We start from the raw sequence: 24,177 nt of genomic DNA, 5'->3' as shown, positions 1-24,177 counted from the left end.
CCGCACCCACCACCGGCGGCGTGCTGCCCGCCGGACCCGCGTCGCTTGCACCTTTCGATGGCACCCGCCGGGTGCCGTCGTTCGGCTCCTGTGCGGGAGGCGCCGGATTTCTAGGTTCGAGGCATGACCACGACGACCGTCCGACCCACCGAGGTCGCACCACCTCCCCGCCCGCTCCGCACCGGCCTCGCGGCGCTGGTCCAGCGCCACCCGCTGCTCAGCTTCTTCCTCCTCGCGAACCTCCTGAGCTGGGCGGCCTGGACGCCGCTGGTGCTCTCCGCCGACGGGCTCGGCGTGTGGGGGTTCAGCTTCCCGCGCGTCCTCGGCTCCACCCAGCTGACCGGTGTCCTGCCGGGCGCCTACCTCGGACCGATCACGTCCGCCCTGATCGTCACCGCCGTGGCCGACGGCCGGGCCGGGCTGCGCCGCTGGGGGGCCCGGCTGTGGCGCTGGCGGGTCCGCTGGACCTGGTACGCCGTGGCCCTGCTCGCGGTGCCCGCGGCCTTCGTCGTCGCCGGCACGGTCTTCTCCGGCGGCCGGGTCGTCGCCCCGTCGCTCACGGTGCTCGCGCTCTACGTCCCCGGGCTGCTGCTGCAGATGGTGACGACCGGGCTGGCCGAGGAGCCGGGCTGGCGCGACTTCGCCCTGCCCCGCCTGCAGACCCGCTTCGGTCCCCTGCGCGCCACGATGCTGCTCGGCCCGCTGTGGGCGCTGTGGCACATGCCGCTCTTCCTCACCGCCGACTGGGGCGGCTGGCCGGGCGTCCGCTGGACCGAGCCGCTCGTCTTCACCGTCTTCTGCATCGCCTTCAACGTGGTCGTGTCCTGGTTCTTCAACCGCACGGGCGAGAGCCTGCCGCTGACCATGCTGCTGCACGTCGGGGTGAACAACTTCTCCTCCGTCGTGTGGAGCGACATGTTCCCGACCCTCGACCCGGCCCGCACCCTGCAGGCCCAGGCGGTGGTCGCGACGGTCGCCGCGGTCGTGATCCTGGTCGCCACCCGGGGTCGGCTGGGCTACCGGTCGAGCAGCGCCTCCCGCCCCGCCGAGCTGTCCTAGGGTGCCGACCGTGACCGCAGTCGAACGTCCGTCCGGGCCCGTGCCCGGGCGGGCGTGCGCCTCCCGTGGTGGCGCCCCCTGGCGGGTCGCCCTGGGCACCGGGCTCGTGCTGGTCGGCGTGCTCGCCGGGCTCCCCGGCCTCGAGACGCTCGACGAGTCGGCGCCAACGACGCTGCCCGGACCGGGCTCGTCGGCCTGGTGGGCCTGCCTAGCCACCGTGGTCGCGCAGGCGGTGGCGCTGCTCGGGGACCGTCGGCTCCCCCGCGCCACGCCGGTGCTCGTCGCCGGCCTCGCCCTCCCGCTCGCGACGGCCGGGACGGGCGAGCTCTTCAGCCTGACCAGCGGCGCCGTCGCCGTCGCGTCGTTCCTCGCCGTCCTCGCCCGGCCGCTGCGCGCGCTGGTCGCACCGCTGCTGGCGACCGCGCTGCTCGTGGTCGTCGGCGAGGCGGTCGACGCGTACGCCGCCGGCACCTCCGGGGTGGGTGCGGGCATCACCACCGGCCTGCTGCAGACGGTCGGAGCGGTGGGCCTGCCGCTGCTCGTGGGGACGCTGGTCGTCTCGCGCCGCGAGGCCCGTGAGGCGCGGAAGCAGTCCGTCCGGGCTGCGGAGGGCGAGCAGGAGGCGCTGGTCCGCGCCGCGGTCGCCGACGAGCGGACGGCGATGGCCCGCGAGCTGCACGACATCGCCGCGCACCACCTGTCGGGCATCGCGGTGATGGCGGCGGCGATCGAGCGGCAGATCGACACCGACCCGGCCCGGGCCAAGGAGTCCGTACGCCTCGTGCGCGGGCAGAGCACGGCGGTCCTGGAGGACCTGCGCCGTCTGGTCGGCCTGCTGCGCACCGACACCGACGCCACCCGCGGGGTGCACTCCCTCGACGGGCTGGGAGAGCTGGTGGCCACGACCCGCGCCGCGGGCACCCCGGTCGACCTGCGCGTCCTGGTCGCCGACCGGGCGCGGCTCGGCGACCGGCTCGGCCCCATCGCGCAGCTGGCCGCGTACCGGATCGTGCAGGAGTCGCTGGCCAACGCCAACCGTCACGCCCCCGGCGCCGCGGTGACCGTCGAGGTGGACGACCGCCCGCGGGAGGCGGTCACGGTGACGGTCACCAACGGCCCGTCGCAGGCCGGGACGGGCGGCCGCCGCGGGTTCGGGCTGGTCGGGATGCGCGAGCGGGCGGACCTCGTGGGCGCGACGCTCGCGTACGGCCCGACGCCCGAGGGCGGCTGGCGGGTGCAGGTCGTGGTCCCCAAGGACGCGGGAGCGGCCGGACTGCGCCCGCAGCAGGAGGAGGTGGCGCGGTGACCCGCGTGCTCGTGGCCGACGACCAGGCCCTCGTCCGGGCGGGGCTGTCGGCCCTGCTCGACGCGGAGCCCGACCTCGAGGTCGTCGCGACCGCCGCCGACGGCCTCGAGGCCCTCACACTGGCCCGCGAGCTCGCACCCGACGTCGCCTGCCTCGACATCCGGATGCCCGGGATGGACGGCATCGAGGTCACCCGTGCGCTCTGCGGTCCCGGCGCCGACCCCGTCATCCCGGTGCTCGTCCTGACGACCTTCGACCTCGACGACTACGTCTTCGGGGCGCTGGAGGCGGGGGCCTCCGGCTTCCTGCTCAAGGACGCCGACCCGACGGCGATCGCCGAGGCGGTGCGCCAGGTCGCCGCCGGCCACGGGACCCTCGACTCGACGCTGACCCGTCGGATCGTCGCCGAGCTGGTCGGGCGGCGCCGCCTGCAGCCGGTCACCGCCGGGCGCGCGTCCGACCTGCTGACCCCGCGCGAGCACGACATCCTGCTGCTCCTGGCGCAGGGCATGTCCAACGAGGAGATCGCCGCCGCGCTCGTCGTCGAGGTCTCGACGGTCAAGTCGCACCTGGCCCGGATGCTGCCCAAGCTCGGCGTCCGCTCCCGGCTGCAGGCCGTGGTCTGGGCCTACCAGAACGGGATCGCCACGGTCGGCGGCGCCTGAGAGCTCAGACCTCCAGCAGCGTGAAGGCGCCGCGGTCGTCCTCGAAGAAGACGACGAAGGTCACGTCGTCGCCGTAGTCGGTCCCGTGGCAGACCGCGGTCACGTCCTGGGCGACCTTCACGGTCGCCGGGCAGGTCACGTCGTCGGGCTCGCCGCCGTCGTCGGTGATCGTGCGGCTGACCTCGTCGGCGAGGACGGTCCCGGTCAGTGCGCCGCCGTTCGGCGACACGGTCCCACGGAGACCGTAGGTGCCGGGCCCGGGACCGCCGAGGAAACCGAGGGCGAGCGCGGCCACGAGCGCCACCCCGCCGGCGAGCAGCCCGAGCCCGCCGAGGACCACCCCGGTGATCGCGAGTCCCCGGCCCTGCCCCGGCCGGCCGGTCAGGCGCACCTCGATCGGCGGCGCCGCGGCGGGCGCTACGAGCGGCTGCGGCGGCGGCTGGGGGGCGTACGTCGGCTGCGGGACCGGCTGCGGGGCCGGCGGCCAGCCCTGCTGGTGCCCGGACGGCGACCAGGGCGACGGGTGGTCGTGCGACACGGGGTCCTCCTCGTGGGTCGCCCCATGGTGGCGGCCGGCGGAGCCCCGCGCCGCGGCCGCGCGGCTTCGTGGCCGGATCGTTGCCAAGCCGGTCTCCGGCGGCGACCCTGGTCGGGAGCAACCACGGGGAGACCAGGAGGAGCCAGCCCGATGACCCAGGAACCCCGCCACGAGGTGGAGGTCCGTGGGCTCGTCGGCGAGCCCGTCGCCCTGCCGCTCGGCGCCGCTCGGGCCGGAGCGTCGGGCGAGCCGGCGTACGCCTGGTCGCTCGAGCTCCCCGAGGAGGTCGAGCAGACCCACGACCTGCACGTCCGGGCCTCTGAACCCGGCAGCTACGTCCTCGTCGCGACGCAGACGGACCCGGCCGGGGTGGCCATCACGGTGCTCCCCGTACGGCTCACCGGGACCCGGCCCGGACCCGGCCCCCGTGTGCCGGGTCCCGGGCCGGGTTAAGGTCGCCGCAGGAGGCGATCATGGACATCAAGAAGACGTTCCTGGAGTGGCCGGTGCTGCGGCAGCTCACGGGGGGCGACCTGCTGGGCCGCGGCAACGCGGTGCAGTCGCCGAAGACGCGGGCGATCACCCCGCGCACCGCGACGGCCGACAAGGTCGTGCAGAGCGTGTGCCCGTACTGCGCCGTGGGCTGCGGCCAGCGGGTGTTCGTGAAGGACGGCCGCGTCACCCAGATCGAGGGCGACCCGGACTCCCCCGTCTCCCGGGGCCGGCTGTGCCCCAAGGGCTCGGCGAGCGAGCAGCTCGTCAACTCCCCCGGCCGGGCGACGACGATGCTCTACCGCCGTCCGCGCAGCCGCCAGTGGGAGCGGATCGGCGTCGAAGAGGCGACCGACATGATCGCCGACCGCATGGTCGAGTCGCGCCGCAAGCGCTGGCAGCACACCGACGAGGAGGGTCGTCCGCTGCGCCGGACGATGGGCATCGCCGCGCTGGGCGGCGCCACCCTCGACAACGAAGAGAACTACCTGATCAAGAAGCTCTTCACCGCGATGGGCGCCATCCAGATCGAGAACCAGGCGCGTATTTGACACAGCGCCACGGTTCCCAGTCTGGGAGCCTCGTTCGGCCGTGGCGGCGCCACGAGCTTTCTGCAGGACCTGCAGCAGTCTGACTGCATCATCATCGAGGGCTCGAACATGGCCGAGTGCCATCCGGTCGGGTTCCAGTGGGTGATGGAGGCCAAGGCGCGCGGCGCCAAGGTCATCCACATCGACCCGCGCTTCACGCGCACGTCGGCCGTGGCGGATACGCACGTCCCGATCCGCGCCGGCAGCGACATCGTCTTCCTCGGCGCGATCATCAACTACATCCTCAGCACGGGGAAGTACTTCCACGACTACGTCGCCGCCTACACCAACGCGGCGACCCTAGTCAGCGAGGACTTCCGCGACGTCGACGACCTCGACGGCGTCTTCTCCGGCTACGACCCGGAGACGGGCACGTACGAGACGGCGAGCTGGTCCTACGAGGGCGTCGGCGAGCACTCCGCCGGCGGTGGTCCTGCGTCGGAGCCCGAGGGCGCCAAGCAGGGGGACGGCGCCAACGGGGGCGAGGAGTCCGAGGAGTCCGAGAGCGATCGCGGGGCGGGCCACGAGCTCGGCGGCCACGGTGCGGCGCTGGACCACAGCGAGGTCCGCCGCGACGAGACCCTGCAGCACCCGCGCACGGTGTTCCAGGTGCTCAAGCGCCACTTCGCCCGCTACACCCCCGAGATGGTGCAGGAGACCTGCGGAATCTCCCCCGAGCAGCTGCTCGAGGTGTGCGAGGCCGTGACCGCGAACAGCGGCCGCGAGCGCACGACCGCCTGGGTCTACTCCGTCGGCTGGACGCACCACACCGTGGGCGTGCAGATGATCAGGACGTCGGCGATCATCCAGCTGCTGCTGGGCAACATGGGGCGTCCCGGTGGCGGCATCCTCGCGCTGCGCGGGCACGCCAGCATCCAGGGCTCGACCGACATCCCGACCCTGTTCAACCTGCTGCCGGGCTACCTGCCGATGCCCAAGGTCGGGCCGCACGACTCGCTCGACGAGTACGTGGCCGAGATCGCCAGCCCGCACCAGAAGGGCTTCTGGGTCAACGCGAAGAGCTACACCACCAGCCTGCTCAAGGCCTGGTGGGGCGACGCGGCGACCGAGGAGAACGACTTCGCCTTCCAGTACCTGCCGCGCCTCACGGGCGACCACGGCACGTACGCGACCGTGATGTCGATGCTGCGCGACGAGATCGACGGCTACTTCCTGCTCGGGCAGAACCCGGCCGTCGGCTCGGCCCACGGCAAGATGCAGCGGATGGGCCTGTCCCACCTCAAGTGGCTGGTGGTCCGCGACCTCAACCTCATCGAGTCGGCGACCTTCTGGTCCGACGGTCCCGAGATCGAGACCGGCGAGCTGAAGACCGACGAGATCGACACCGAGGTGTTCTTCTTCCCGGCGGCCTCGCACGTGGAGAAGGGCGGGACCTTCACCCAGACGCAGCGGATGCTGCAGTGGCACCACAAGGCGGTCGACCCGCCCGGCGACGCGCAGAGCGAGCTCGAGTTCTTCTACCTGCTCGGGCAGAAGATCCGCCAGCGACTGGCGGGCTCGACCGACCCGCGCGACCGTCCGCTGCTGGACCTGACCTGGGACTACCCGCTCGACGAGGACGGGGAGATCTCCGCGGCCGCGGTGCTGGCCGAGATCAACGGCTTCCACCTCACCGGGGAGAAGGCCGGGCAGCCGCTCAACACCTTCAACGAGATGAAGCCGGACGGCTCCACCTCGGGCGGCTGCTGGATCTACACCGGCGTGTACGCCGACGGGGTCAACCAGGCGATGCGGCGCAAGCCGGGCCGCGAGCAGTCGTGGGTCGCCCCCGAGTGGGGCTGGGCCTGGCCGATGAATCGCCGCACGCTCTACAACCGCGCCGCCGCCGACCCCGACGGCAAGCCGTGGAGCGAGCGCAAGGCGTACGTGTGGTGGGACGAGGAGGCCCAGAAGTGGACCGGGCACGACGTCCCGGACTTCGAGGTCGGCAAGGCCCCGTCCTACCGCCCGCCGGAGGGCGCCGCCGGTCCCGACGGCCTCGCCGGTGACGACCCGTTCATCATGCAGGCGGACGGGAAGGGCTGGCTCTACGCGCCGGCCGGGCTGCTCGACGGCCCGATGCCGACGCACTACGAGCCGCAGGAGTCCCCGGTCAGCAACCCGATGTACCGCCAGCAGGCCAACCCCACGCGCGAGGTCTTCCCGCGCGAGGACAACCTGCAGAACCCGTCGGGCGACGAGCCGGGCGTGGAGCTCTACCCGTACGTCTTCACGACGTACCGGCTCACCGAGCACCACACCGCCGGCGGGATGAGCCGCTTCCAGCCGTACCTGTCGGAGCTCCAGCCGGAGTTCTTCTGCGAGATCAGCCCGGAGCTGGCCCGCGAGCGGGGCCTGGAGAACCTGGGGTGGGCGACGATCATCAGCGCCCGCACCGCGATCGAGGCGCGTGTGCTGGTGACGGAGCGGGTCGCCCCGCTGCGGATCGCCGGCCGGACGGTGCACCAGATCGGACTGCCCTACCACTGGGGCGTCGGGTCCGAGGCGCTCGTGGCCGGTGACTCCGCGAACGACCTCTTCGGGGTGACGCTCGACGCGAACGTGCACATCCAGGAGACCAAGGTCGCCTCCTGCGACATCCAGCCCGGACGGCGCCCGCGCGGCCCGGCCCTGCTGGAGTACGTCGCGGCGCACCGGGCCCGGGCCGGGGTCACCACGGCCACGGGCAACGAGCACCGCACCCCGCCGGAGGACGCGAACGGGCAGCACCGTCGCCTGACGGACGCCGACCTCGGTCAGGACTCCGACGGGGCCACCGACGGGGACGGGGCCGACGGCGGGGGCCAGAAGCACGCGATGAACAAGCAGGAACGGGACTGACGTGGACGACTACATCGGCACCACCCGGGGCACGGACCCGCACCGGGGCTCGGACCAGGCGTTCACGTCGGCGACGCCCCAGGGTCCCGCGCACCGGGCCGGCTGGGAGCAGCCGGAGTCGCGCAAGGGCTTCTTCACCGACACCTCGATCTGCATCGGCTGCAAGGCCTGCGAGGTGGCGTGCAAGGAGTGGAACGGGGTGCCGCAGGACGGCATCTACGAGCTGCTCGGGAGCTCCTACGACAACACCGGTGCCCTGGGCGCGAGCACGTGGCGCCACGTCGCGTTCATCGAGCAGCGCAAGCCGCTCGGCGGGCAGACGACCGGCGTCACGATCGGCGTTCCCGAGACCTCCGTCGGCGCCGACGTCGTGCTCGGCGAGCTGAGCGCCGACTTCGACGGCAGCGCGGGCACCGACCACAGCGCGCTCGACCTGTTCGGCTCGCTCAAACCCGCCAAGGCGCCGGACAAGCCGCTCGTCGACCTGGGCATGCCGGCCTTCGACCTGCCGAGCGCGTCGCCCGAGGCCGGCGAGCGGACCGACTTCCGCTGGCTGATGGCCTCGAACGTCTGCAAGCACTGCACCAACGCGGGCTGCCTGGACGTCTGCCCCACCGGCGCGCTGTTCCGCACCGAGTTCGGCACGGTCGTCGTGCAGGACGACGTCTGCAACGGCTGCGGCTACTGCGTGGCGGGCTGCCCCTTCGGCGTGATCGACCGCCGCATCGGCGACAAGAACAAGCCCAAGGACGACATCGCCAACTCCAACCACGGCGTCGCCCAGAAGTGCACCCTCTGCTACGACCGGCTGGGCGAGGGCCTGACTCCGGCGTGCGCGCAGGCGTGCCCGACGCAGTCGATCCAGTTCGGCGACGTCGACGAGCTCCGCGAGCGCGCGCAGAAGCGGGTCGAGACGCTCCAGGCGGCGGGCGTCATGGGCGCCCAGCTCTACGCCGAGGACCCCGAGGGCGGCGTCGGCGGAGCGGGCGCGTTCTTCCTGCTGCTCGACGAGCCCGAGGTGTACGGCTTCCCGCCGGACCCGATCGTCACCACGGCCGACCTGCCGCGGATGTGGAAGAACGCCGGCTTCGCGGCGCTCGGGCTCGTGGCCGCGGCGGCCACCGCGTTCGTGGCGGGCCGCAAGTGAGCCCGGACGCCGACGGCGCCCGGTCCGACGACCGGGACGTCGACTACCAGCTCGGCCAGCAGGAGGGCGGCAGCAAGGCCGCCAACCCGGAGCGAAGCGACGGCGACCGGCTGGCCGACGCGGCGATCCGCGCCGTGCCCGGCACCGAGGGCCAGGGCAGCGCGAGCGCGACGGCCCGGCGTACCGGTGGTGGTGGGCGAGGCCGTCGCGACGGCAAGAAGGGCGGCGGACGACGCCGCAAGGGCCGCGCCGAGGAGATGATGGTCCCCGACGCGACCTTCACCTCCTACTACGGGCGCCAGGTCGTCAAGGCCACCCCGTGGGAGGCCGACATCCCCTTCTACCTGTTCGCCGGGGGCCTGGCGGGCGGCTCCACGCTGCTCGCCGCGGGCGCCGACCTGAGCGGGCGCCCGCACCTGCGACGCAACTCGCGCATCGTCGCGGCCGCCGGGATCACCACCAGCCTGCTGGCCCTCGTGCACGACCTCGGCCGGCCCGAGCGGTTCTACAACATGCTGCGGGTCTTCAAGCCGACGTCGCCGATGTCGGTCGGCACGTGGATCCTGTCCGCGTACGGGCCGTTCGCCATCCTCGCGGCGGGGACCGAGGTCCTGAAGCTCCTGCCCTGGCGCTTTGGCGTCGTGAGCGACCTCGTCGACGTCTCGGCTCGTCCGGCCGGGCTGGTCGCCGCCGCCTTCGCCCCGGCGGTCGCCTCGTACACGGCCGTGCTGCTCACCGACACCTCCACCCCGGCCTGGCACGACGCGCACCGCGAGCTGCCCTTCGTCTTCGTCGGCTCGGCCGCCGCGGCCTCGGGCGGCCTGGGCATGGCCCTGGCCCCGCTGGCGGAGTCCGGCCCGGCCCGCGCGCTCGCCGTCATCGGCGCCACCGTCGAGCTCGTCGTCGAGCACCGCATGGAGGGCTCGATGGGGCTGTCGGCGGAGGCGCTGCACCTCGGGACGCCCGGCCGGCTGATGCGCGCGAGTAAGATCCTCACCGCGGCCGGTGCGGCCGGTGCCCTGCTGCTGGGCCGGCGCTCGCGCGCCGGCGCGGTGGTCAGCGGCCTCGCCCTCGTCGCCGGCTCCGTGTGCACCCGTTTCGGGGTGTTCGAGGCGGGTCAGGAGTCGGCCCGGGACCCGCGCTACACCGTCATCCCGCAGCGCGAGCGTCTCGACGCCAAGCGGGCGGCCCAGGCGGCCGGCCGCGAGCCCGCGGTGCCGCCCACCAGCCAACGTCCCGGACCGTCGGCGGACTCCGCCCGGACGACCACCGGACCCACGACCTCCCAGGAGACGACTGCATGAGCACGGCAAGCACACCGACGGCGACGGCCGGCGACAACCCGACCCGGGGACGCGTACGGCTCGTCGTCGCCGCGCTGCTGCTGCAGCTGGCCATCGGTGCCGTCTACGCGTGGAGCGTCTTCGCGAAGGCCCTGCAGGGCGCGGACGCGTGGAAGCTGACCAAGGTCCAGGCGAGCATCCCCTTCGAGGTCACGATCGGCGTGATCTTCTTCGGCACCTACATCGGCGGCCGCATCCAGGACCGGCGCGGCCCGCGGCTCGTCGCCCTGGTCGGAGGCGTGCTCTACAGCATCGGCGTGATCCTCGCCTCCTTCGCCCGGGGCGGTGACCAGCTCTGGCTGCTGGTGCTCGGCTACGGCGTCATCGGCGGCTTCGGGCTCGGCCTGGCCTACATCGTGCCGATCGCGATGCTGCAGAAGTGGTTCCCCGACCGCCGGGGCCTCATCACCGGCCTGGCGGTCGGCGGCTTCGGCTTCGGCGCGGTCCTCACCGCCCCCGTCGCGCAGCGGCTGATCGCGGGCAGCTCCGGCCAGCCCACCGCGGCCTTCCTCCCCCTCGGCATCGCCTACCTCGTGCTCTGCCTGGTCGGGGCGTCGCAGTTCAAGAACCCGCCGGAGGGCTACACGGTCCCGGGCTTCGTGCCCAAGACGACCGGGCGCGTCGTCGACAGCGGCCGGGACTACGCGCCGGGCGAGGCGATGAGGACCTGGCAGTGGTACGCCCTCACGGCGATCCTCACGCTCGCGGTGCTGGCCGGCATCTCCCTCATCTCGCAGGCCGCGGCCAGCTTCACCGACATCGCCGGCTACTCCGCGATCGGCGCCGCGAGCGCCGTCGGGTTCCTCGGCTTGTTCAACGGCGGTGGCCGGATCTTCTGGGCCGCCATCAGCGAGCGCATCGGCCGGATGACGACGTTCGTCGCGATCCTCGCGATCGAGGGCGTCTGCCTGCTGGTGCTGCCCCACGTCGGCAACGCGGTGCTCTTCTTCGTCCTCGCCGCTCTCATCTACCTCTGCTACGGCGGCAGCTTCGGCACGATGCCGGCCACGGCCGGCGACTTCTTCGGCGTGAAGTTCGCCGGGGCGATCTACGGCCTGATGCTGATCGCGTGGAGCCTCGGCGGCGTCGTCGGACCGCTGATCACCGCCTCGCTCATCGGTCCGGACAAGGCCTACACGACGGCGTACACCGTGATCGGGATCATCGCGCTCGTCGGTGTCGTCCTGCCCCTCATCACCCGCATCCCCCGGACCCGGAAGACCGCGACCGAGGGTTCGCTGGGCGCCGAGGCGGGTGCCACCGGGCGCTGACGCGCTCGACCCCACCAACACCGCACCACCCGCCGAGCGGCAGGTCCCCACGGGGACCTGCCGCTCGTGCGTGCTGGCTCAGCTGCCGCCGACCTGGCCCTGGCTCGGCGCGGCCGAGGGGGCCGGGGGCGGGGTGGGCGCGTCCTGGCCCGCGGCGGGAGCCTTGGCCCCGTCCTTGCCGGCCTTGGGGGCCTGACCCGGCGTCGGGGGCTTCGGTGCGTCCGCACCCGGGGCTGGGGGCTGCGGCGCCTGGCCTCCGGCGGGCGGGGCGGGCGGCGCCGGCGGCGTGGCCGGGGCACCGCTGGCCTGGTCGCCCGGCGTGGGCGCCCCGCTCGGGGCGTCGCCCGGCGTCGGCGCACCGCTCGGTGCACCACCGGGAGCCGGCGCGCAGGCACCGGGACCGCCGGCCGGGCCGCCCGCGGGACCGGCGGCCGGACCACCGGCGGGGCCGGCACCGGGAGCCGGGGCGGCGGGCGCCTGGCCGGGGGCGGGCGGGGCGGCGGGAGCCCCGCTGGGCGCGTCGCCTGGGATCGGGGCACCGCTGGGCGCGTCACCCGGCGTCGGCGCACCGCTCGGGGCGTCGCTCGGGGTCACGTCGGCGGGCTGCACCTGCGAGGTGCCGGGACCGCCGGCGCTCGGCGAGCCGCCGGCCGCGAGGGCCGGGACCGCGATGCCGGTCGCGAGGACGGCGGCCAGCGCCGCCCCGATCGCCCACTTCCGTCCGCGGTTCTTGCGGACGAACGGGCTGTCCTGCGTGCCGTGCGAGTCGAGCGGCTCGAAGCCGTTCGCGTCGTGACGGTCGTCGTGGTTCATGGTGCACTCCTTGTCCTGGGCTGTCCCGCCCCTCGGCGGTGACCTGTGGACGACAGTGCGAGCGCAACCTGAAGCGCGGCTCAAGCCAGGACCCGGGGCCGGGGTTCTTGAGGCGTTCTTCAGCACCAGGACGCCAGACTGTCCTGCGTGACATCGAAAGCCGGGGCCCGCGTGCTCGTCGTCGAGGACGACGAGACCATCCTCCACTCGCTCGTCGGTTCGCTCGCCGACGCCGGCTACGAGGTGCGCGGGCTGCCCGACGGCCGCGAGCTCGAGGGCGAGCTGGACCGCTTCCGGCCCGACCTGGTCGTCCTGGACTGGATGCTGCCCGGCCGCGACGGTCCCGCGCTGAGCCGCGTCATCCGCTCCCGCACGGCCGCCTCGGTGATCATGGTGACCGCGCGCGACGAGGTGGAGGACCGGCTCAAGGGCTTCGACGCCGGCGCCGACGACTACGTCGTCAAGCCGTTCGCCACCTCCGAGCTCCTGGCCCGGACGCGCGCCGTGCTGCGCCGCGCCGGCGTCACCGTGGAGACCATCCAGGTCGACGACCTGCTCGTCGACCCCGGAGCCGCGCGGGTGACCCGCGGCGGGGTCGAGATCGACCTGACCGCGACCGAGCTGCGGCTGCTGGTGTTCCTGGCCGAGAACCGCGACCGCGTCATGTCGACCCTGCAGATCCTCACGCAGGTGTGGGGCTACGACGACTACGCCGACAACCTCGTGCAGGTCCACATCAGCGCCCTGCGCCGCAAGATCGAGGCGCACGGGCCGCGGCTCATCCACACCGCGCGCGGCCTCGGCTACGTCCTGCGGGCACCCCGGTGAGCCCCGCCGCTCCCCCGGCCCCGGGCGCGGGGCTGCGTACACGGTCACTGCGCAACCGCGTCACGGGCACCGTGCTGGTCTTCCTCGCCGCGATGCTCGTGGTGCTCGCGGTGACGACGGACGTCGCCCTCAACGCCCGGCTGGAGGGCGAGCTGCGCCAGCGGCTGCAGGACCGGGCGAGCTACGCGACCCTCCTGGTCGGGCAGGTCGACGACTCCACCCTGGTCGACCGGCTGGAGGGCGACGGGGTCTCGGTGCGGCTGACGACGAGCTCCGGGCAGCAACTGGGCAAGGGGCCCCTCGCGCCGAGCGGCAGCGCGACGGCGGCGCCCGGTCCCCCACCTCCGGCGCCCGCGAACGGGCCGAAGGGCCCCGTCACCGAGCAGGGCCAGATCCTGTCGGTCACCGAGCAGCTGGCTGACGGCAGCACGCTCGTCCTGCTCGCCGACTCCGGCGACGTCGCCCGCACGCTGGAGCAGGTCCGGACCACGCTCGCGGTCGGCGGGCTGGTGCTCCTGGTCCTCGCCGCCCTGGCCCTGCGTCCCGTGGTCAACCGCGCCCTCCGCCCGCTCGACCAGGTCACGGCGACCGCCCGGGCGATCACCGCCGGCGACCGCGGCGCGCGCCTGCGGCCCGACCGGCCCGAGACCGAGCTCGGGCAGGCCGCGTCGGCCTTCGACGCGATGCTCGACGAGGTCGAGGGCGCCGAGCGGCAGTCGCGGCGGGCCGAGCAGCGGCTGCGGGCCTTCCTCTCCGACGCCGCCCACGAGCTGCGGACGCCGCTCGCCGGCGTCCAGGCCGCCGCCGAACGGCTCCTGCGCGGTGGTGAGGACCGGCAGCAGCGCGAGGAGCTGAGCGTCACGGTCATCCGGGAGGCGCGGCGGGCCAGCCGCCTGGCCGACGACCTGCTGACCATGGCCCGGATCGACTCGGGCCTCGAGCTGCACCGCGCGCCCGTCGAGCTGCGTCGGGTGGCGTCCGGGGTGGTCGAGGTCGCCCGGCTCGCGAACCCCGACGCCCGGCTCGAGGTCGTCGGCGACGCGGGCACCGTCACCGCCGACCCCGACCGGCTCACCCAGGTCCTGACGAACCTCGTCGACAACGCCCTGAACGCCACCCGGCACCAGGGGCACGTCACCCTTACCCTCGCGCGGACGCCGGAGGGCGCCTCGGTCGACGTCGCCGACGACGGTCCGGGCATCTCCGCCGCCGACGCGGAGCGGGTGTTCGAGCGCCTCGTACGCCTCGACGCCTCGCGCACGGGTGGGGGTTCGGGTCTGGGCCTGTCCATCGCCCGCGGCATCGCCGAGACGCACGGCGGTTCGCTGAGCCTCCTCCCGTCCGAGCGCGGGGCGAGGTTCCGGTTGAGCCTGCCGACCTGAGGCTCAGAACCCGCCCTGCTGCTCCGCGGCCTTGCGGTTCGCGGCCTTGGTCTTCGCGCCGCGCTTGGCGGCGGCGCTGCGGGCGCGCTGCTTCTTCACGATCTCGAGCGCGAGCTTCTCGCGGCGGCGCTGCTCGCGCCTGACCGCGTTCTCGGCCTTGCGCTGCTCGGCCTCGACGACCGCGGGCGAGCGGACCGGCCAGACGTACGGCAGGTCGGCGGGCGCGTCAGGGAACAGCGGTCCGTAGCGCTCCGGGTCCTTGCGGACCAGCGCCGAGCGGTGGCTCTCCAGGACCGCGTCGTCGTCGGTCCACGGCGGCAACGAACCCGCCTCGCGCAGCGCCTCCTCGGTCCGGATCTCGGTGACCCCGTACGCCGCCAGGTCGTCGACGATCGTGCCGGCGCAGGTGTCGTCGAAGCCGCGCTCGGTCCACGCGTCGCACATCACCAGCCCGTAGCGCCCGAGCGCCTCCTCGTAGCCCTGCCACATGAGGACCGCGGGGTGGCTCTTCCAGGCGTAGCCGGGGACCGTGAGCGCCCGGACGATCTGGATGACCTCGACGCGCTGCTTGCCGAGGCGCTTGAGGTCGAGGACGCGGGCCGACTCCTCGAAGGAGGGGTACGGGAGGAAGGTCTGCACGGACGGGTCGAGGGGCTCAGAGACCGAGCGGCTCGGGGTCGGTGGGCAGGGCGGGGTCGTGGTCGTCCGGCGGGACGTCGGGCGTCTCGAACTGCACCCGCGCGAGCTCCGAGCACGCGGCGCCGATCAGCGCCCGGAACTCACCGTGCTCGCGGTCGGTGTCGTAGGCCTGGTACGCGGCCGCGTCCACCCAGTCGTTGGTGATGGCGAAGCTCCAGCCGCCCTCGCGCAGGCCGGCGTCGAAGCCGATGCGCATCGGGCCGACGAGGCCCGCGGGCCGCATGCCGGCGAGGCCGAGGAGCCCGGCGTCGAGACCGAAGCGGACCTCCTCGGTGGCGTTCGGGTCGATGCGGCCGAGGACGACGTTCCTGATCACCGGACCACGATCCCATGCTCGCCCGCGGCCACGGTCTCCCCGACCACCGGAGCCCCGGGGACCTCGCCGACGACGAGCAGGCCGCCGCTGGTCTGCGCGTCGGCGAGGAGCAGCAGCTCGTCCTCGTCGACCCCGTCGGCCGACAGGTGCGGCCGCACCCAGTCGAGGTTGCGTCGCGTCCCGCCGCTGACGTAGCCGTCGCGCAGCGCCTCGCGCGCTCCGTCGAGGTAGGGGACCTTCGTGTGGTCGACGACCATCGTCACGCCGGAGGCGCGGGCCATCTTGAAGCCGTGGCCCAGCAGCCCGAAGCCGGTCACGTCGGTCGCCGCCCGCACCCCGGCGGCCAGGGCCGCCCGCGAGGCGTCGGCGTTGAGCCGGACCATCGAGTCGATCGCCTGCCGGAACACCTCGCCGGTCGCCTTGTGCCGGTTGTTCAGCACCCCGACGCCCAGCGGCTTGGTCAGGCTCACCGGCAGGCCCGGCTCGGCGGCGTCGTTGCGCAGCAGCTTCGCCGGGTCGGCGGTCCCGGTGACGGCCATGCCGTACTTGGGCTCGGGGTCGTCGATGCTCTGCCCGCCCGCGACGTGCACCTGGGCCTCGCGGGCGACGTCGAGCCCGCCGCGCAGGACCTCGGCGAGCAGCTCGAGCGGCAGCACGTCGCGCGGCCAGCCGACCAGGTTCAGCGCGACGAGCGGCGTGGCCCCCATCGCGTAGACGTCGGACAGCGCGTTCGCGGCGGCGATGCGGCCGAAGTCGTACGCGTCGTCGACCACCGGGGTGAAGAAGTCGGTCGTGGCGACGATCGCGCGGTCGCCCTCGATCCGCACGACGGCGGCGTCGTCGCCGGTCTCGAGGCCGACGAGCAGGTTGGCGTCCGACCACGGGGTGAGGCCGGCGACCACTGCCTCCAGCTCGCCCGGCGGGATCTTGCAGGCGCAGCCGCCGCCGTGGGCGTACTGGGTCAGCCGTACGGGCTCGGTCGTCGTCTGCGCGGTCGTGCTCACCCACCCAACGTAGCCAGGCGGCGTACGCGGTCCCGGCGTCGCTCGGCGGCTCGGGCGTAGTCAGTCGCGGACCGACACCACCACCCCGTCGGCGCTCACGCAGCTGAGGAGGGGGTGACCGGTGTGGACCACGAGCGGGTTCGTGGTGTCGGCGGGTTCGCTCCAGACCGCGCCGCCCCGCTGCGTGCACCGCTCCGACCAGGCCCGCTCCCGGGCCGCGGCGTTCGCCCGCAGGAGGGGCACGAGGCAGCCCAGGACGAGCAGGACCCCCACGACCAGCAGCGCCCGACGCCGGACGACCACGCCCATGCCGCCTCCTCGTGGTCGGTGGGGTCAGTGTCGCCCCGCCCGCTCGCGCCGGGCAAGGTCCGGCGACGGCTACGCTCGGCCGTGGAGGCGTACAGGTGCCTGGTGGCCCTCCCGGTCTTCAAAACCGGTGAAGCCGAGCAGCTCGGCTTGGCGGGTTCGATTCCCGTCCGCCTCCGCCACCAGCCCTGCCTCGACTGTGGTTCGACCCGCACCCGGGCTCGCCCTTCCGTGGCCGCGCCGGGGCGAGGACCCTGTGGGCCATGGCCGTCACGTTCACCGACTTCGCCCTGACCCTGCTCCTCGCCCTGCTCGTCACCCTCGTGGGCGTCGTGGTCGTCCACGTCGTCGCGACCCTCCTCGCCCGCCGCTGGCCGCTCGTCGGCTTCCTGTCGCGCTCGACCGCGACCGCCTTCCGGCTCCTGGCCGTCGTCCTCGTGATCGCGGTCGTGGTCCGCACCTCGCGCCCGCAGCAGGTCCCGCCGAACATCTGGGAGGGCGTCGAGCTCGTCCTGCGCCTCGCCTCGATCGGCGCCGTGGCGTGGTTCGTCGGGGCGCTGCTGCTCTACTTCGAGGACCTCGGGCTGCAGCGCTACCGCACCGACGTCTCGGACAACCGCAACGCGCGACGGCTGCGGACGCAGGTCCTCGTCATCCGGCGGCTCACCGTCGCGCTCGTCGTCCTCATCGCCCTGGGGGCGGCGCTGCTGAGCTTTCCCGGCGTCCGTGCGGTGGGCGCCAGCCTGCTGGCGTCGGCCGGCCTCCTGAGCGTCGTCGGCGCCGTCGCGGCGCAGTCGACGCTGGCCAACGTCTTCGCCGGGATCCAGCTCGCCTTCTCCGACGCCATCCGCATCGACGACGTCGTGGTCGTCGACCAGCAGTGGGGCCGGATCGAGGAGCTGACCCTCAGCTACGTCGTCGTGCACCTGTGGGACGACCGGCGCCTGGTGCTGCCCTCGGGCTACTTCACCAAGGAGCCGTACGAGAACTGGACCCGGCGCACCTCCGAGCTCGTCGGGGCGGTCGAGCTCGACCTCGACTGGCGCGTCGACGTGGACGGCCTGCGGACGCGGCTCGACGAGATCCTGGCGACCACCGCGCTGTGGGACGGCCGCAGCAGCTCGCTGGCCGTCACCGACGCGACCGGCGGCTTCGTCCGCGTGCGCGTGCTGGTCAGCGCCACCGACGCCTCGACGCTCTTCGACCTGCGCTGCCGGGTCCGCGAGGGCCTGGTCGCCTGGGCGCGCGACCACGCCGAGGCCGGCGGGCTGCCCCGTCAGCGCGTCGAGCTCGTGGCCCCGGCGCCCCGGGCCGAGGTCGAGCCACCGGCCTCGTTGGTCACGCCTTCCTAGGATCGGGGCCGTGAGCACCACGGCAGACCCCCGGCGCCTGGTCCCGCGCACCGACCGGTTGCTCGCGGACCCCCGGCTGCGGGCCGCCGCCGACCGGCTCGGCGCCGACCTGGTCAAGGCCGCCGTCGTCGCCGCGCAGCAGCGGGCCCGGGCGGGCGAGCTCGCACCCGAGGCCGTCGCCGACGCGGCCGTCGAGGCCCTCCCCGCCGCCGCCTCCAGCACCCGAACCGTCGTCAACGCGACCGGCGTGGTCCTGCACACCAACCTCGGCCGCGCACCCCTGTCCCCCGCCGCCGTCGAGGCGCTGGTCGCCGCGGCGGGGTACACCGACGTCGAGTTCGACCTCGCCGACGGGACTCGGGCCCGCCGCGGCCGCGGGACGCTCGCCGCCCTCACCGACGCCGTCCCGGCCGCCGAGGCGGTGCACGTGGTCAACAACGGCGCCGCGGCGCTCGTCCTCGCCACCACCGCGCTGGCGGCCGGCCGCGAGGTCGTGATCAGCCGCGGGGAGCTCGTGGAGATCGGCGACGGCTTCCGCCTGACCGACCTCATCGAGTCCACCGGCGCGCGGCTGCGCGAGGTCGGCACGACGAACCGCACGCACCTCGCCGACTACGCCGACGCGGTCGGCCCGGAGACCGGCTGCATCCTCAAGGTGCACCCCAGCAACTTCCGCGTCGACGGCTTCACGTCCTCGGTCGACGTGGCCGCCCTGGCGGGCCTCGGCGTCCCCGTCGTCGCCGACCTCGGCAGCGGCCTCCTGGTCCCCGACCCGCTGCTCCCCGACGAGCCCGACGCCGACACCGCGCTGCGCGCCGGGGCCGACCTGGTGACCGGCAGCGGCGACAAGCTCCTCGGCGGACCGCAGGCCGGCCTGCTCCTCGGGCGTACGGCGGTCGTCGAGCGCCTGCGCCGCCACCCGCTCGCCCGCGCGCTGCGCGTCGACAAGCTCACCCTCGCCGCCCTCGAGGCCACGCTGCGCGGACCGCGGACGCCGACCTGGTCGGGCCTGCACGCCGACCCCGGCGCGCTCCGCGACCGCTGCGACGCGCTCGCCGCCGACCTCGCCGGCGCGGTCGACGCCGAGGTCGTGCCCAGCGCCGGTGCCGTCGGCGGCGGCGGAGCGCCCGGGCTCGAGCTCCCCGGCTGGGCCGTCGCGCTGCCCACCGCGTACGCCGCCGCCCTCCGCACCGGCGAGCCCGCCGTCGTCGCCCGCGTCGAGCGCGGCCGCTGCCTGGTCGACCTGCGCTGCGTGGACCCGGCCGACGACGCCTACGTCGCCGACGCCGTCCGGGCCGTCCACCTCGACCCCGCGCGGGGCTGAGCTCGTGCACGTCGTCGCCACCGCCGGCCACGTCGACCACGGCAAGTCGACCCTGGTCCGCGCCCTGACGGGCATGGAGCCCGACCGCTTCGCCGAGGAGAAGCGGCGCGGCATGACCATCGACCTCGGCTACGCCTGGACGCGCGTCAGCGAGGGCGCGGCGTCAACCGATCTGGCCTTCGTCGACGTGCCCGGGCACGAACGGTTCATCGCCTCGATGCTCGCCGGGCTCGGCCCTGCGCCCGCGGTGATGTTCGTCGTGGCGGCCGACGAGGGCTGGCGGCGCCAGTCCGAGGAGCACCTGGCGGCGGTCGACGCGCTCGGCCTCACGACCGGCCTGCTCGTCGTCACCCGCAGCGACCTCGCCGATCCCGCGGCCGCGACCGCCGAGGCCCGGGCGCGGATCGCCCGCTCCAGCCTCGGCGACGTGCCCGCGGTCGCCGTCTCGGGCGCGACCGGCGCCGGCCTCCCCCGCCTGCGCCAGGCCCTGCTCGACCTCGTCGCCACCCTGCCCACGCCCCGCACCGACGGCCGCGTACGGCTCTGGGTCGACCGTGCCTTCACCATCCGCGGGGCGGGCACCGTCGTCACCGGCACCCTCGGCGGCGGCACCCTGCGCGTCGGCGACACCCTTGCGCTGGGTGGCCGGACGGTCAGCGTGCGTGGCCTGCAGAGCCTCGGCTCGGATGCCACCGCGGTGCCCGCCGTGGCCCGCGTCGCCGTGAACCTGCGCGGTGTCGACGTCGACCAGGTCGGCCGCGGCGACGCGCTGCTGAGCCCGGGCGCCTGGTCGACCACGGACCTGCTCGACGTCCGCGTCCGCCCGCACGACCCCGACGCCGGCGCCACCGACCTGCCCGCCGAGCTCGTCGCCCACCTCGGCACCGCCGCGGTCCCCGTCCGGCTCCGCCCGCTGGACGGCGAGATGGTCCGCCTGACCCTCCACCACCCGCTGGCCGTCGAGCCCGGCGACCGGCTCGTGCTGCGCGACCCCGGACGGCACGCCGTCGCCGCCGGAGCCGTCGTCCTCGACACCGCCCCGCCGGCGCTCTCGCGCCGGGGCGCGGCCGCCGCCCGGGCCCGCGACCTCGCGCACGCCGACGACCACGCCGCCGTGCTGGCCGACCGGGTCCGCCGGGCCGGTGCCGTCCGCGCCGCCGACCTCGCGACCGAGGGCGTGCCGACGACCGACCCGAGCCGGGTCCGCACCGTCGGCGACTGGCTCGTCGACCCGCCGACCTGGGAGCGCTGGGCCGCCGACCTCGCCACGGCCGTCGACGCGCAGGCCGCCCGCACCCCGCTCGACCCGCGCCTCACCGCCGACGCGGCCCGGCGCCACCTCGGCCTGCCCGACCGGTCCCTGCTGGCCCCGCTCGCCGAGGCGGCCGGGCTCGCGTACGCCGAGGGCCGGGTCGGACGTCCGGGCGCCGACCGCGACCTCGGCCCGGCCGAGGCCGGGATGGCCCGGCTCGAGGCGCACCTGGCCGCCGCGCCCTTCGCGGCGCCCGAGCGGCCCGAGCTCGAGGCCTGGGGCCTCGGCGTCGCCGAGCTGGCCGCGGCGGAGCGCGTCGGGCGCGTGGTCCGGCTGGCCCCGGACATGGTGCTGCTCCCCGACGGGCCGGCCCGGGCGATGCGGGTGCTCGCCGCGCTGCCCCAGCCCTTCACCACCAGCGAGGCCCGCCTCGCCCTCGCCACCACCCGCCGCGTCGCGATCCCGCTGCTCGAGCACCTCGACCGCCGCGGTTGGACCGTGCGCCAGGACGCCGGCCACCGACGGGTGAAGGGCCGCTGACGTCGAACCAACAGGGGGTCGACACACCGGTGCCACTAGGGTGAACACCGTGCCGCTCGTGCTCCCGTACGCCGACCACGAGCCGGTGCTCGACGCCACCACCTGGCTCGCCCCCAACGCCACCGTCGTGGGGCAGGTGCGGCTCCACGCCCGGTCGAGCGTCTTCTACGGCGCGGTGGTGCGCGGGGACATGGCCGAGATCGTCGTGGGCCGCGGCACCAACCTCCAGGACAACGTCGTCGTGCACACCGACGAGGGCTTCCCGGCGCTGATCGGGCGCGGGGTGAGCGTCGGCCACGCCGCGGTGGTGCACGGCTGCACGGTCGAGGACGACTGCCTGATCGGCATGAACGCCACCGTGCTCAACGGCGCGATCATCGGCCGCGGGTCGCTCGTCGCGGCCGGCGCGGTCGTGCTCGAGGGGACCGTCGTGCCGCCGCGCTCCCTGGTCGCGGGGGTGCCGGGCCGCGTACGCCGGAGCCTCACCGACGCCGAGCAGGCCCACGTCGTGGCCAACGCCGAGGCGTACGAACGGCTCGCCAAGGGCCACCGCGCCGCGGCGCGCTGACGGGAGCGGACGGACGATGCGAGCGGGACCACCGGACTTCGACGCGGTCTACCGGGCGAACCCCGACCCGTGGGAGGTCGGCACCAGCGCGTACGAGCGGCGCAAGCGGGCCGTCGTGCTCGCGTGCCTGCGCCGCGACCGCTACACGACCGCCTGGGACCCGGCCTGCGGGACCGGCCACCTGACCGCCGACCTCGCGGCCCGCTGCGGGCGGGTCGTGGCCAGCGACGGCTCCGCCGAGGCCGCCCGGATCGCCGCGGAGCGGTGCGCCGGCCTGGCGGTGACCGTGGAGCACCGAGCGCTCCCGGAACCGCCCGCCGACGACCTCCGGCCCGACCTGGTCGTGCTCAGCGAGGTCTTCTACTACCTCGACGACGCCACCCGCGCCGCCACCCTCGAGCTCGTCGACGCCCTTGCGGCGCGGACCTGCGAGCTCGTCGCCGTGCACTGGGACGGCTCTCCCGACGACGCCTGGCTGAGCGGGCCCGCCGGCCAGCTCGAGGTCGTCTCGCGCCTCGCCGAGCGCGGCTGGGTGCACCGGATCCACCACGACGACGACGGCTTCCTGCTCGACACGCTCACCCGCGGCGGCGCCTGACGCGGTGCGTCCGGGATCTCATCCGGGACCGTTCCCGTTCTCGGGCACGTGTGAGGTATGACTGTGCGCGTGGCAGGGAAGACAGGCGCAGGTGAGCAGTGGGGAGTCCCCTCCTCCGAGGTGCTGGTCCTCGTGGAGGACTACCTGACCGACGTGGCCGAGCGGGCGCACGAGCGGCTCGGTGACGTGGTGGGCGTCGCCCTCACGACCTCGGTCGAGGGCGGGGAACCGGTCACCACCGGGGCGAGCACGGCGAAGGCGGCCGAGATCGACGTCGTCCAGTACTCGATCGGCGTCGGCCCCTGCCTGCAGGCGCTGCGGGGCGAGGGCGGGCAGTACGTCCCGGACCTGGCCCACGACGACCGCTGGGGCGACTACGGCCCGGCCGCGGCCGGCCTCGGCGCCCACTCGTGCGTCTCGGTCCCCGTCCTGGACACCGACGACCGGGTGCTCGGCGTGCTCAAGGTCTACGCCGCTAAGGTGGACGGGCTGACCGTCGAGCAGCGCGAGATCGCCCGCGACGTCGCCCTGGCCATGTCGGGCGGGCTCGGGCTGGCCAGCGCGCTCGTGAGCACCTCCCACGAGCTCGAGGACCGCATCGAGGCGATGGACCGCCGCCGCACCATCGACCTCGCGACGGGCGTGCTGATGGGGCGGACGGGGCTCGGCGCGGAGGTCGCCTTCGACGCGCTGCGGCGGGAGTCGCAGAACACCAACGTCAAGCTGCGCGACCTGGCCGCCCGGCTCCTCGAACCCTCCGGCGACGGCGCGTCCTCCGACGGCGCGACGGACAGCCAGGTCGGCTCCACCGTGCAGGCGCCCTTCAGCCGCCGCGGGCAGGGGCCGGCTGGCGGCCGCTGACCCGGCCGAGGAGACCGCCCACCGGCGCCCCGACACGCGGGCACGCGCGGGGTTACGGTCGCAGCAGCGGTTCAGCAGCGACCCAGCCGCTCCTCGAGCACACCTGTGCTCAGCACGAAGGAGCAGCCATGTACCTGCACCGCCAGCAGCTGATCAACGAGATCGCCGTCGACGAGCCGGACCCCGCCGCCGCCAACGCCCTGCAGGAGGGCCTGGGCGGTCAGTTCGGCGAGATGCGCACGATGATGCAGTACCTCTTCCAGTCGATGAACTTCCGGGGCGACCCGGCGTCGAAGCCGTACAAGGACCTCATCCAGGCCGTCGGGACCGAGGAGATCAGCCACGTCGAGCTGATCGGCACGACCATCGCCCGCCTCCTCGACGGGGCGCCCGGCTACCACGGCAAGCCCACCGACCCGGTCGACGAGCCCGGCAAGAAGGGGGCGACGCCGCTGAGCATCGCTAAGGACACGGGCAACATCCACCACTTCCTGGTCGGCGCGCAGGGTGCGCTGCCCAAGGACTCGGCGGGCAACCCGTGGAGCGGCTCGTACGTCTACAACTCCGGCAACCTGATCCTCGACCTGCTCTACAACCTCATGCTCGAGAGCACCGGCCGGCTGCAGAAGTGCCGCATCTACCAGATGACCGACAACAAGACGGCCCGCTCGACGATCGCGTACCTGATCGTGCGCGACCAGGCCCACGAGAACGCCTACGCCAAGGCGCTCGAGTCGCTGGGCGTCGACTGGGGCAAGACCCTGCCGATCCCGAAGACGAACGCCGAGCAGTTCCCCGAGGTCAAGAAGCTCGTCGACCAGGGCCTGCAGAGCGTCCAGTACACCTTCGACATCGACGACGCGAACCAGGCCGCCAAGCTCTACCGCGGCGCGTCGCCGAGCAACGACGGGACCGAGCTGAGCACGCAGACGATCCCCGAGGGCGGGATGCCGATCACCATCGCGCCGGAGCGGCGCGAGGAGTTCTCCCCGGGTCTCGACCCGGAGCTGCTGGCGCTGATCCAGGCCACCGCCGAGGTCGAGATCCAGTCGATCGAGAAGACGGACACCACCACCGCCTGA

Annotated in this window: 23 protein-coding genes and 1 tRNA gene; 18 read left to right on the top strand and 6 right to left on the bottom strand. The window is 74.5% G+C overall.

Features of this window, described 5'->3' with window-relative positions:
- The first annotated feature begins 123 nt into the window (after positions 1-123).
- From BLU42_RS01930 to BLU42_RS01920, 3 genes are read left to right on the top strand one after another with little or no spacing between them, the layout of a single operon-like run.
- Complete coding sequence (locus BLU42_RS01930; protein ID WP_091072915.1) at positions 124-1,059, top strand: CPBP family intramembrane glutamic endopeptidase; 936 nt, start codon at positions 124-126, stop codon at positions 1,057-1,059.
- Between the two features lie 10 nt (positions 1,060-1,069).
- Positions 1,070-2,365: a sensor histidine kinase gene (locus BLU42_RS01925; protein WP_157719720.1), complete on the top strand. Its 1,296-nt coding sequence runs from the start codon at positions 1,070-1,072 to the stop codon at positions 2,363-2,365.
- Complete coding sequence (locus tag BLU42_RS01920; protein WP_091072910.1) at positions 2,362-3,030, top strand: response regulator; 669 nt, start codon at positions 2,362-2,364, stop codon at positions 3,028-3,030. The genes BLU42_RS01925 and BLU42_RS01920 overlap by 4 nt, the downstream gene beginning before the upstream one ends.
- A gap of 4 nt (positions 3,031-3,034) precedes the next feature.
- On the opposite strand, the gene BLU42_RS01915 is transcribed toward BLU42_RS01920, so the two are convergent.
- The gene (locus tag BLU42_RS01915; protein ID WP_091072908.1) at positions 3,035-3,568 is read right to left on the bottom strand and encodes a DUF4333 domain-containing protein; all 534 of its coding nucleotides are present in this window, start codon (positions 3,566-3,568) and stop codon (positions 3,035-3,037) included.
- 150 nt (positions 3,569-3,718) lie between these two features.
- Here BLU42_RS01915 and BLU42_RS01910 point away from each other — a divergent pair, with 150 nt between their 5' ends.
- The 5 genes from BLU42_RS01910 to BLU42_RS01885 are packed head-to-tail and all read left to right on the top strand — an operon-like array spanning position 3,719 to position 11,252.
- On the top strand, positions 3,719-4,021 hold the full coding sequence (locus BLU42_RS01910) for a hypothetical protein (RefSeq protein WP_091072906.1): 303 nt from the start codon (positions 3,719-3,721) through the stop codon (positions 4,019-4,021).
- A gap of 20 nt (positions 4,022-4,041) precedes the next feature.
- Positions 4,042-7,491: a formate dehydrogenase gene (gene fdh / locus BLU42_RS01900; protein WP_172825732.1), complete on the top strand. Its 3,450-nt coding sequence runs from the start codon at positions 4,042-4,044 to the stop codon at positions 7,489-7,491.
- Position 7,492: 1 nt separating this feature from the next.
- Positions 7,493-8,638, top strand: coding sequence for a 4Fe-4S dicluster domain-containing protein (locus tag BLU42_RS01895; protein WP_231918397.1), 1,146 nt, complete (start codon positions 7,493-7,495; stop codon positions 8,636-8,638).
- A complete protein-coding gene (nrfD, locus tag BLU42_RS01890) occupies positions 8,635-9,942 on the top strand; it encodes an NrfD/PsrC family molybdoenzyme membrane anchor subunit (RefSeq protein WP_231918396.1) in 1,308 nt (435 codons plus the stop codon). The genes BLU42_RS01895 and nrfD overlap by 4 nt, the downstream gene beginning before the upstream one ends.
- The gene (locus BLU42_RS01885; protein ID WP_091072900.1) at positions 9,939-11,252 is read left to right on the top strand and encodes an L-lactate MFS transporter; all 1,314 of its coding nucleotides are present in this window, start codon (positions 9,939-9,941) and stop codon (positions 11,250-11,252) included. Before nrfD ends, BLU42_RS01885 begins: the two co-directional genes overlap by 4 nt.
- A 78-nt stretch (positions 11,253-11,330) precedes the next feature.
- Here the strand turns inward: BLU42_RS01885 and BLU42_RS01880 are convergent, their stop codons facing one another.
- Positions 11,331-12,065, bottom strand: a complete 735-nt coding sequence (locus BLU42_RS01880; RefSeq protein WP_091072898.1) for a hypothetical protein — start codon at positions 12,063-12,065, stop codon at positions 11,331-11,333.
- Positions 12,066-12,212: 147 nt separating this feature from the next.
- On the opposite strand from BLU42_RS01880, the gene BLU42_RS01875 reads away from it, so the two are divergent.
- Both BLU42_RS01875 and BLU42_RS01870 read left to right on the top strand, forming a co-directional pair.
- On the top strand, positions 12,213-12,893 hold the full coding sequence (locus tag BLU42_RS01875) for a response regulator transcription factor (protein ID WP_091072896.1): 681 nt from the start codon (positions 12,213-12,215) through the stop codon (positions 12,891-12,893).
- Positions 12,890-14,275: a HAMP domain-containing sensor histidine kinase gene (locus BLU42_RS01870; protein ID WP_157719719.1), complete on the top strand. Its 1,386-nt coding sequence runs from the start codon at positions 12,890-12,892 to the stop codon at positions 14,273-14,275. The genes BLU42_RS01875 and BLU42_RS01870 overlap by 4 nt, the downstream gene beginning before the upstream one ends.
- A 3-nt stretch (positions 14,276-14,278) precedes the next feature.
- Here the strand turns inward: BLU42_RS01870 and BLU42_RS01865 are convergent, their stop codons facing one another.
- Genes BLU42_RS01865 through BLU42_RS01850 form a run of 4 tightly spaced genes read right to left on the bottom strand, consistent with a single transcriptional unit; the run spans position 14,279 to position 16,603 of the window.
- Positions 14,279-14,914, bottom strand: a complete 636-nt coding sequence (locus BLU42_RS01865; RefSeq protein WP_172825731.1) for an MSMEG_6728 family protein — start codon at positions 14,912-14,914, stop codon at positions 14,279-14,281.
- 16 nt (positions 14,915-14,930) lie between these two features.
- Entirely contained in the window at positions 14,931-15,290 is a 360-nt protein-coding gene (locus BLU42_RS01860; protein WP_197680579.1) for an antibiotic biosynthesis monooxygenase family protein, read from the bottom strand.
- Positions 15,287-16,294, bottom strand: a complete 1,008-nt coding sequence (selD, locus tag BLU42_RS01855) for a selenide, water dikinase SelD (protein ID WP_091072892.1) — start codon at positions 16,292-16,294, stop codon at positions 15,287-15,289. The genes BLU42_RS01860 and selD overlap by 4 nt, the downstream gene beginning before the upstream one ends.
- A gap of 60 nt (positions 16,295-16,354) precedes the next feature.
- Positions 16,355-16,603, bottom strand: coding sequence for a hypothetical protein (locus BLU42_RS01850; RefSeq protein ID WP_091072890.1), 249 nt, complete (start codon positions 16,601-16,603; stop codon positions 16,355-16,357).
- A gap of 83 nt (positions 16,604-16,686) precedes the next feature.
- Here BLU42_RS01850 and BLU42_RS01845 point away from each other — a divergent pair.
- From BLU42_RS01845 to BLU42_RS01810, 8 genes are all read left to right on the top strand, one after another.
- A tRNA-Sec gene (locus BLU42_RS01845) sits at positions 16,687-16,782 on the top strand.
- A gap of 81 nt (positions 16,783-16,863) precedes the next feature.
- On the top strand, positions 16,864-17,952 hold the full coding sequence (locus BLU42_RS01840) for a mechanosensitive ion channel family protein (protein WP_091072886.1): 1,089 nt from the start codon (positions 16,864-16,866) through the stop codon (positions 17,950-17,952).
- Between the two features lie 10 nt (positions 17,953-17,962).
- Positions 17,963-19,276, top strand: a complete 1,314-nt coding sequence (gene selA, locus BLU42_RS01835) for an L-seryl-tRNA(Sec) selenium transferase (RefSeq protein ID WP_197680578.1) — start codon at positions 17,963-17,965, stop codon at positions 19,274-19,276.
- A gap of 4 nt (positions 19,277-19,280) precedes the next feature.
- A complete protein-coding gene (gene selB / locus BLU42_RS01830) occupies positions 19,281-21,068 on the top strand; it encodes a selenocysteine-specific translation elongation factor (protein ID WP_091072880.1) in 1,788 nt (595 codons plus the stop codon).
- A gap of 49 nt (positions 21,069-21,117) precedes the next feature.
- Positions 21,118-21,636, top strand: a complete 519-nt coding sequence (locus BLU42_RS01825; RefSeq protein ID WP_091079072.1) for a gamma carbonic anhydrase family protein — start codon at positions 21,118-21,120, stop codon at positions 21,634-21,636.
- 16 nt (positions 21,637-21,652) lie between these two features.
- Entirely contained in the window at positions 21,653-22,234 is a 582-nt protein-coding gene (locus BLU42_RS01820) for a class I SAM-dependent methyltransferase (RefSeq protein WP_091072878.1), read from the top strand.
- 69 nt (positions 22,235-22,303) lie between these two features.
- The gene (locus BLU42_RS01815) at positions 22,304-23,095 is read left to right on the top strand and encodes a GAF and ANTAR domain-containing protein (protein ID WP_172825730.1); all 792 of its coding nucleotides are present in this window, start codon (positions 22,304-22,306) and stop codon (positions 23,093-23,095) included.
- Between the two features lie 128 nt (positions 23,096-23,223).
- On the top strand, positions 23,224-24,177 hold the full coding sequence (locus BLU42_RS01810; protein ID WP_091072874.1) for a manganese catalase family protein: 954 nt from the start codon (positions 23,224-23,226) through the stop codon (positions 24,175-24,177).

The organism is Microlunatus sagamiharensis (genome assembly GCF_900105785.1).
Classification (GTDB): domain Bacteria; phylum Actinomycetota; class Actinomycetes; order Propionibacteriales; family Propionibacteriaceae; genus Microlunatus; species Microlunatus sagamiharensis.
The sequence above is the reverse complement of the archived record's forward strand: the minus strand, read 5'-3'. Positions and strand labels throughout refer to the sequence as shown.

What these genes read in the sequence shown, in the direction of transcription:
- BLU42_RS01840 (WP_091072886.1), top strand. Translation starts at nt 16,864, where the DNA reads ATGGCCGTCACGTTCACCGACTTCGCCCTGACCCTGCTCCTCGCCCTG.
- BLU42_RS01810 (WP_091072874.1), top strand. Translation starts at nt 23,224, where the DNA reads ATGTACCTGCACCGCCAGCAGCTGATCAACGAGATCGCCGTCGACGAG.
- BLU42_RS01930 (WP_091072915.1), top strand. Translation starts at nt 124, where the DNA reads ATGACCACGACGACCGTCCGACCCACCGAGGTCGCACCACCTCCCCGC.
- BLU42_RS01850 (WP_091072890.1), bottom strand. Translation starts at nt 16,603, where the DNA reads ATGGGCGTGGTCGTCCGGCGTCGGGCGCTGCTGGTCGTGGGGGTCCTG.
- BLU42_RS01885 (WP_091072900.1), top strand. Translation starts at nt 9,939, where the DNA reads ATGAGCACGGCAAGCACACCGACGGCGACGGCCGGCGACAACCCGACC.
- BLU42_RS01880 (WP_091072898.1), bottom strand. Translation starts at nt 12,065, where the DNA reads ATGAACCACGACGACCGTCACGACGCGAACGGCTTCGAGCCGCTCGAC.
- BLU42_RS01820 (WP_091072878.1), top strand. Translation starts at nt 21,653, where the DNA reads ATGCGAGCGGGACCACCGGACTTCGACGCGGTCTACCGGGCGAACCCC.
- BLU42_RS01910 (WP_091072906.1), top strand. Translation starts at nt 3,719, where the DNA reads ATGACCCAGGAACCCCGCCACGAGGTGGAGGTCCGTGGGCTCGTCGGC.